Below are 6,075 nucleotides of genomic sequence, written 5' to 3' on the forward strand. Positions count from 1 at the left end.
GCCTGTCGGCCGGGGAGCCGCACGCGCTGCGGCTGGACATGCCGGCGGCCCTTGCCACCCTGGATGGCCCGCTTTCCTACGCGGAACAGGGACATGGTCGGGTCCGCTGCGACCCGGCCCGCTTCGGCGACGCGGTGCTGGCCCGCAAGGACGCCCCGGCCTCCTACCACCTCTGTGTCACGCATGACGACGCGCTTCAGGGCGTGACGCTGGTGACGCGGGGCGAGGACCTGCGGGCCGCCACCGACATCCACCGGCTGCTGCAGGCACTGATGGGCTGGCCGGAACCCCGTTACGCCCACCACCCGCTGCTTCTCGGGCCAGATGGGAAGCGGCTGGCGAAGCGGGACGGCGCGAAGCCGGTGCGGCAACTCCTGCGGGAAGGCTTGTCACCCCGGGAGATCCTGGCCCTGGCGGAAGGCTCCCCGGCAGGAGGGGCGACGCCTGCCGCTTGACGGGATGGGGGGAAGTATGTCCCCCCTCCGCGCATGGTTCCGCACCACACCACGCCGCCCTCGGCCGAGGATATCGCCAGCCTGGCCGAAACCGCCCTCTGTGCCCTGCCGGAGGAGCTGCGCGTCTCCGTGCGCAACCTCGCCATCGCCGTGGAGGAGGTTCCTGACGACGAGACGCTGGAGGAGATGGGACTGGAGCATCCCTGGGAGCTGACCGGCCTGTACCGCGGCGTGCCGCTGACGGAACGCTCCACCGGCGACCTGCCGCGGGAGCCCGATATGATCACGCTGTACCGGGAGCCGATCCTGGTCGAATGGGTGGAAACCGGCGAGGATCTCTTCCGTCTGGTGCGGAACGTCATCATCCATGAGGTCGGCCACCATTTCGGTTTCTCGGACGAGGAAATCGCCCGGCTGGAAGGCGAGGGGGACGAGGCCGCGCCGGGCTGACGCCGCCCCGCCCCGGAACGGGCCGGGAGCCCGGCGCCGGAGCCAAGCACCCGCCCCCTGTTCCTCAGACCGGGTTCTTTGGCGAGCGCCCGGCCTCGTCACGGCGGGGGTCGGTCCCTTCCTTGCCGATGCCGTAATCCTCGTCGGTCCGTTCCTGCTTCTGCCGGTCGGACTGCTCCTGCCCCTCGTTCGGCAGGTTCGGGTCGTCGCCCCAGCTGCGCTCGTTCTGGCGCTGCGCGTGCTCCCAGTCCGCGCTGTGGTCGATCGGCTTCTTCGGGTTGTTCATGCCTGTTCTCCCTGGAGACATGTTCCGGTAACGCGGCAGGGGGCACTTGGCTCCCTTCCGCCGCGCCTCCGGGCTCATGACCCCCGCCGTCAGGGAAGCGGCCATGGCGCCACGCGTCCGCCCTGGCGGGAGAAGTTGGTCCATGTCCGGCAATCCACCAGCGCCCAGCCGGAGCCCGGGCTTTCCGAGAAGGGGACCGGCCCGCAGCGGCCGGTGCGTGCGAACCAGCGGCCCCGTTCCGGCGTGTCGGCCAGGAAGGCGCCGTTGTTCCAGCGCTCCCACCGCACCATGCCGAGGTCGCGGGCGAACCAGAAGCGTTCCAGGTGGTCGGAGGCGGCGATCTCCGGCCGGGCATAGTGCTCGGAGACGATCGTCTCCACCGGCAGGCTCCTGGGCGTGGGGTCGTCATGCCAGCGCATCGGCAGGGCGATCCGTGCCCGCCGCCAGCGGGTCAGGGCGCGGCCGAAATCGCGCGGGCAGGCATTGGGCGCGGCGGCGATGTTGATGGGCGCGATCCGCTCCGCCCAGCGGCCGTCGGGAACCTCTCCGGCGAAGGCCAGCCAGGCCGGGGCCGGGGGTGCGCCGGGGCGGCAGGCCGGGGAGAGGAACCATTGCAGCACGCCGGGCCGTCCGCCGTCCTGCGTGACCACGAAACCCGCCTCCACCCCGTTGGGGCCCGGGCTGAGCAGAGCGGCCTGCCCGCCCTCATCCGGCTCGAAGCGGCCGAACTCATGTCCCTGGAAGCCGCCGCCGATGTCGAAGGTCTGGATGATGGCGGGACGGCCCAGCAGCCGCCCGACCACGGCGTCGGAGGCCATGTAGCCCTGCGGCCGGGCCAGCGCGGCGCCGCTGTCGGGAAAGTCGGTCTTGCGCCATGGCAGCACCTCCTCGATCCGGGCGGGGCGGCGGCGGTCGCAGCCGGGCTCGAAGGGCAGGCGGCCGGGGATCGGCGCCCCGGCGCCGTCCAGGCAGACGGATTGCGCCAGGAAGGCCGTGGCCTCGGCCCCGCTCAGCCCTTCCGCGCTCGCCGCCCCGGTGGAAAGGAACAGGGGCACGGCCAGCAGGAGGTTCCGCAGCCTCGGGCGGGCCGGTTCCGCCCAGGGCCGGCGGGGACGGGACGGGACCGGGGCGGCGCTCATCCCGCCAGGATCTCCCGCACCACCTGGCGCAGCCGGGGGATGACCTCGGCCTCGAACCAAGGGTTCTTCGCCGCCCAGGTGAGGGTGCGCCAGGAAGGGTGGGGCAGGGGGAAGTAGTGGGGCAGGAAGTCCTCGTGCCGCCGCACCCGCTCGGCCAGGCTGCCCGGCCCGAGCACGAGGCGCTGGGCATAGCTGCCCACCAGCAGGCGACAGCGGATCTCCGGCATCAGCGGCAGCAGGCGCGGATGCCAGAGCGGCGCGCATTCCGGCCGGGGCGGGGCATCCCCGCCGCGCGGCAGGCGACCGGGATAGCAGAAGCCGGTGGGCAGGATGGCCACGCGCTCCGGGTCGTAGAAGACCTCTTCGTCCAGCTCCAGCCAGTCGCGCAGCCGGATGCCAGAGGCGTCCCGGAAGGGGATGCCGGAAAGATGCGCCTTGGTACCCGGGGCCTGGGACGTGATCAGCAGCCGCGCCCGCGTGCCCACCTGCAGCATCGGGCGCGGCCCCAGCGGCAGGCACGGCGCGCAGAGGGTGCAGGCGCGGGCCTCGGTCTCCGCCCGTTTCAGGTCCAACGGGCCAGGACCTCCGCCACCCATTCCGGCACCAGCCGCGTGGCCGGGCCGTGCCGGGCCTCGTCGAAGAGATCCGACCCGGCAGAGGGCTCCAGGTTCAGCTCCAGCGTGTCGGCACGGTTCCGCACCCCGGCCACGAAGCCTGCCGCCGGATAGACGCTGCCCGAGGTGCCGATGGAGACGAAGAGCTCGCATTCCTCCAGCGCCGCCTCGATCCGCCCCATGTGCAGCGGCATCTCGCCGAACCAGACCACGTTCGGCCGCATCCCGCCCGCTTGGCCGCCCGCTTGGCCGCAAGCAGGACAGGCGGTCGCGGTGGACAGGTCCTCGTCCCAGGGAGTGACCGTGCCGCAGCGGGTGCAGCGTGCCTCGCGCAGCGCCCCGTGCATCTGCACCAGGCGGCGGGAACCGGCCCGGCCGTGGAGCCCGTCCACGTTCTGCGTGACCAGCAGGAACTCCCCCGGCCAGCGCGCGTCGAGAGCCGCCAGGGCACGGTGCGCGGCATTGGGCTCGACCTCGCGCAGCTGGGCACGGCGGGCGTTGTAGAATTCATGCACCCAGGCCGGATCGCGGGCGAAGGCCGCCGGCTGGGCCACTTCCTCCAGCGGGACCCTGGCCCAGATTCCATCCCGGTCGCGATAGGTGGACAGGCCGGATTCCCGGCTGATGCCGGCACCGGTGAGGACGACGATCTTCGGCGGGGAGGCCATGCCCGTTTGGGGCACGGCGCCTCGCCGCCCGTCAAGCGGGCCCGAGGTCACGCTGCGGTGGGCGCGCCGCTCAGGCCAGGGCGTACTCCACTTCCGGCGTATAGACCGAGTGCTCCTTGCCGAGCAGTGAGGAGAAGAGCGTGAACTGCTCCATCCGCACCGGCGGGGCGCGGAACAGGTTGTGCGCCTGGACATAGGAGACGAGCTTCGGCACCTCCGCCCGGTCCACCCGCGCCAGGGTGATGTGCGGTGCGAAGCGGCGGCGCTCCGGCTCCAGCCCCACGCGCTGCAGGGCGGTCTCCACCTTGGCCTGGAGGTGCGACAGCGCCTCGGTGCGCTCCACCCCGACCCAGAGGCTCTGGATTCGCCCGGCCTTCTCGAAGGTGCCGACGCCGCAGAGCGACAGGTCGAAGGGGCGGGCGCGGATGGCGGCGAGCGCCTCGTCCACCTCCTCGGCCCGCCAGCGCTCGATGGCGCCGATGAAGCGCAGGGTCAGGTGGTAGTTGCCGGGCGGCACCCATTTCGCCCCGGGGATACCGCCGGCGAGGCCGGCAAGCTGGTCGCGCAGCAATTCGGGCAGGGCGAGAGCCACAAACAGTCGCAACATCGGATCGGAAAGCCCCCATGGCGTCGGGATGGTGGTCGTGCGCGAGCCTCGGCGGCCCCGCGGCGGCATCTGGTGCGTCGGTCTCGGCTGCTGGCTGCCCGGTCTCCCTCCCTCTCCCTCAGCCTTCGCCGGAAGGGCCGGTGGGAATCCGCGCGATCAGCGCCTCCACCGCGGGCCGCATCCTCGCCACCAGCACCTTCACCCCCTGAGGGTTCGGGTGGATGCGGTCGGCCTGGTTCAGGGCCGGGTCCCCGGCCACGCCATCCAGCAGGAAGGGGTAGAACACCGCCTCCGGATGCGCCTTGGCCAGCCGGGCGAAGACGCCGGAGAACTCCCGCCCGTAATCGGCGCCGAGATTGGGCGGCGCCAGCATGCCCGCCAGCAGGGCGGGGACCTTGCGTACCTTCAGCGCGTCGAGGATGGCGGCGAGATTGGCCTCGGTGTCCCGGGGCTCGATCCCGCGCAGCCCGTCATTGCCGCCCAGCGCCACGATCACCGCATCCGGCGAATCGGCCAGCGCCCAGTCGAGCCGGGAGCGCCCCCCGGCCGTGGTGTCGCCGGACACGCCGGCGTCGATCACCTGGACCGGACGGTCCGGCCGCGACAACGCTGCCTGGAGCTGCGCGGGCAGCCCATCCTCCCGCGACAGGCCATAGGCGGCGGTGATGGAATCGCCCAACATCAACAGTTTGATGGGCTTCGCCGCCGCCCGGGCCGGCTGGACGGCCAGGAGCGGCAGCGCCATGGGCGCGGCCAGACACAATGCGAAACGGGTGAGCCCCCTGTGCAGCGCAGCGCGCCGGGACAATCTCTGGGCGATGCCGGACATGATGACCTCCTCCTCGCCCCCCGCCGGACCTCTCATCGAGGCGCAGCGCGTGACCTTCAACGTGGTTGCCAGCGGCGGACCGGTCAACATCCTCAAGGGGCTGGATCTCGCCATCCGGGCGGGGGAGGCGGTGGGCATCGTCGGTCCCTCCGGCTCCGGCAAGACCTCGCTGCTGATGCTGCTGGCGGGGCTGGAGCGCGCGAGCTCCGGCATGCTGTGCGTCGCGGGCCAGGACCTCGGCGCGCTGGACGAGGATGCGCTGGCGCGGCTGCGGCGGGACCGGATCGGCATCGTCTTCCAGGCCTTCCACCTCGTGCCCACCATGACGGCGCGGGAGAACGTGGCCGTGCCGCTGGAATTCGCCGGGCGGCGCGATGCCTTCGAGCGCGCGGAGGCTGCGCTGCGCGAGGTCGGGCTCGGCCACCGTCTCGACCACTATCCCGGCCAGCTCTCGGGCGGCGAGCAGCAGCGCGTGGCCCTGGCGCGGGCCTTCGTGGGGGAACCCGCGCTGCTCCTGGCCGACGAGCCGACCGGCAACCTCGACCGCGCGACCGGGGAGGCGGTGATGGAGCTGCTTTTCGGCCTGCGCCGGCGCCTCGGCACGACGCTGGTGCTGATCACCCACGATCCCGCCCTGGCGGATCGCTGCGAGCGGCAGGTGCGCATCGAGGATGGGCGGATCGTGTCCGACACCGGCGCCGGGGATGGGCGGCATTCCACGATCTCCGGGGCTGGCGCACGCGCCGGGGCGGGGCTGGACCTCGGCGTGGCGGGATCGCCCTCGGCATGAGCGCCTCGGCCTTCCCGGAGCGCGCCGCCCTGGCCGGGAGCGCTCCCTCCGCCGGCACCTTGGCCCTGGCCTGGCGCCTGGCGCGGCGGGAGCTGCGCGGCGGGGTGAAGGGGCTGCGGATCGTGCTCGCCTGCCTCGCGCTGGGCGTGGCCGCCATCGCCGCCGTCGGCACGCTGCGCGCCGCCGTGGAAACCGGGCTGGCGGCCGATGGCGCGCGCCTCCTGGGTGGCGACCTGG

The 6,075-nt window shown here is 73.0% G+C and carries 10 protein-coding genes; 4 read left to right on the top strand and 6 right to left on the bottom strand.

The features are described 5' to 3' along the window. Both ROTAS13_RS17685 and ROTAS13_RS17690 read left to right on the top strand, forming a co-directional pair. Positions 1–455, top strand: a 455-nt coding sequence (locus ROTAS13_RS17685) for a glutamate--tRNA ligase family protein (protein ID WP_253187704.1), incomplete at its 5' end; no start/stop codon positions are given. Between the two features lie 33 nt (positions 456–488). Then, on the top strand, positions 489–905 hold the full coding sequence (locus ROTAS13_RS17690) for a metallopeptidase family protein (protein ID WP_019461216.1): 417 nt from the start codon (positions 489–491) through the stop codon (positions 903–905). Positions 906–969: 64 nt separating this feature from the next. Here ROTAS13_RS17690 and ROTAS13_RS17695 read toward each other — a convergent pair whose 3' ends face one another. The 6 genes from ROTAS13_RS17695 to ROTAS13_RS17720 form a co-directional block, all read right to left on the bottom strand. After that, entirely contained in the window at positions 970–1,191 is a 222-nt protein-coding gene (locus ROTAS13_RS17695; protein ID WP_019461217.1) for a hypothetical protein, read from the bottom strand. An 89-nt stretch (positions 1,192–1,280) separates the two neighbouring features. Then, positions 1,281–2,330, bottom strand: coding sequence for a hypothetical protein (locus ROTAS13_RS17700; protein ID WP_058389026.1), 1,050 nt, complete (start codon positions 2,328–2,330; stop codon positions 1,281–1,283). Continuing rightward, positions 2,327–2,926, bottom strand: a complete 600-nt coding sequence (locus ROTAS13_RS17705) for a uracil-DNA glycosylase family protein (RefSeq protein ID WP_075822996.1) — start codon at positions 2,924–2,926, stop codon at positions 2,327–2,329. The genes ROTAS13_RS17700 and ROTAS13_RS17705 overlap by 4 nt, the downstream gene beginning before the upstream one ends. Beyond that, positions 2,893–3,612 (bottom strand): NAD-dependent deacylase, encoded by a 720-nt coding sequence (locus tag ROTAS13_RS17710; RefSeq protein ID WP_058389024.1) that lies wholly within the window; start codon positions 3,610–3,612, stop codon positions 2,893–2,895. Before ROTAS13_RS17710 ends, ROTAS13_RS17705 begins: the two co-directional genes overlap by 34 nt. 70 nt (positions 3,613–3,682) lie before the next feature. Then, entirely contained in the window at positions 3,683–4,219 is a 537-nt protein-coding gene (gene thpR / locus ROTAS13_RS17715; protein WP_026033206.1) for an RNA 2',3'-cyclic phosphodiesterase, read from the bottom strand. A gap of 118 nt (positions 4,220–4,337) precedes the next feature. After that, complete coding sequence (locus ROTAS13_RS17720) at positions 4,338–4,901, bottom strand: arylesterase (RefSeq protein ID WP_338129626.1); 564 nt, start codon at positions 4,899–4,901, stop codon at positions 4,338–4,340. A gap of 148 nt (positions 4,902–5,049) precedes the next feature. Between ROTAS13_RS17720 and ROTAS13_RS17725 the strand changes: the two genes are divergently transcribed. Together ROTAS13_RS17725 and ROTAS13_RS17730 are read left to right on the top strand one after the other, a co-directional pair. After that, positions 5,050–5,838, top strand: coding sequence for an ABC transporter ATP-binding protein (locus ROTAS13_RS17725; protein ID WP_171979140.1), 789 nt, complete (start codon positions 5,050–5,052; stop codon positions 5,836–5,838). Further along, positions 5,835–6,075, top strand: a 241-nt coding sequence (locus ROTAS13_RS17730) for a hypothetical protein (protein WP_139323411.1), incomplete at its 3' end; no start/stop codon positions are given. The genes ROTAS13_RS17725 and ROTAS13_RS17730, both read left to right, overlap by 4 nt.

Origin of the sequence: Roseomonas sp. TAS13, assembly GCF_001950415.1 — a bacterium.
GTDB lineage: Bacteria > Pseudomonadota > Alphaproteobacteria > Acetobacterales > Acetobacteraceae > Roseomonas > Roseomonas mucosa.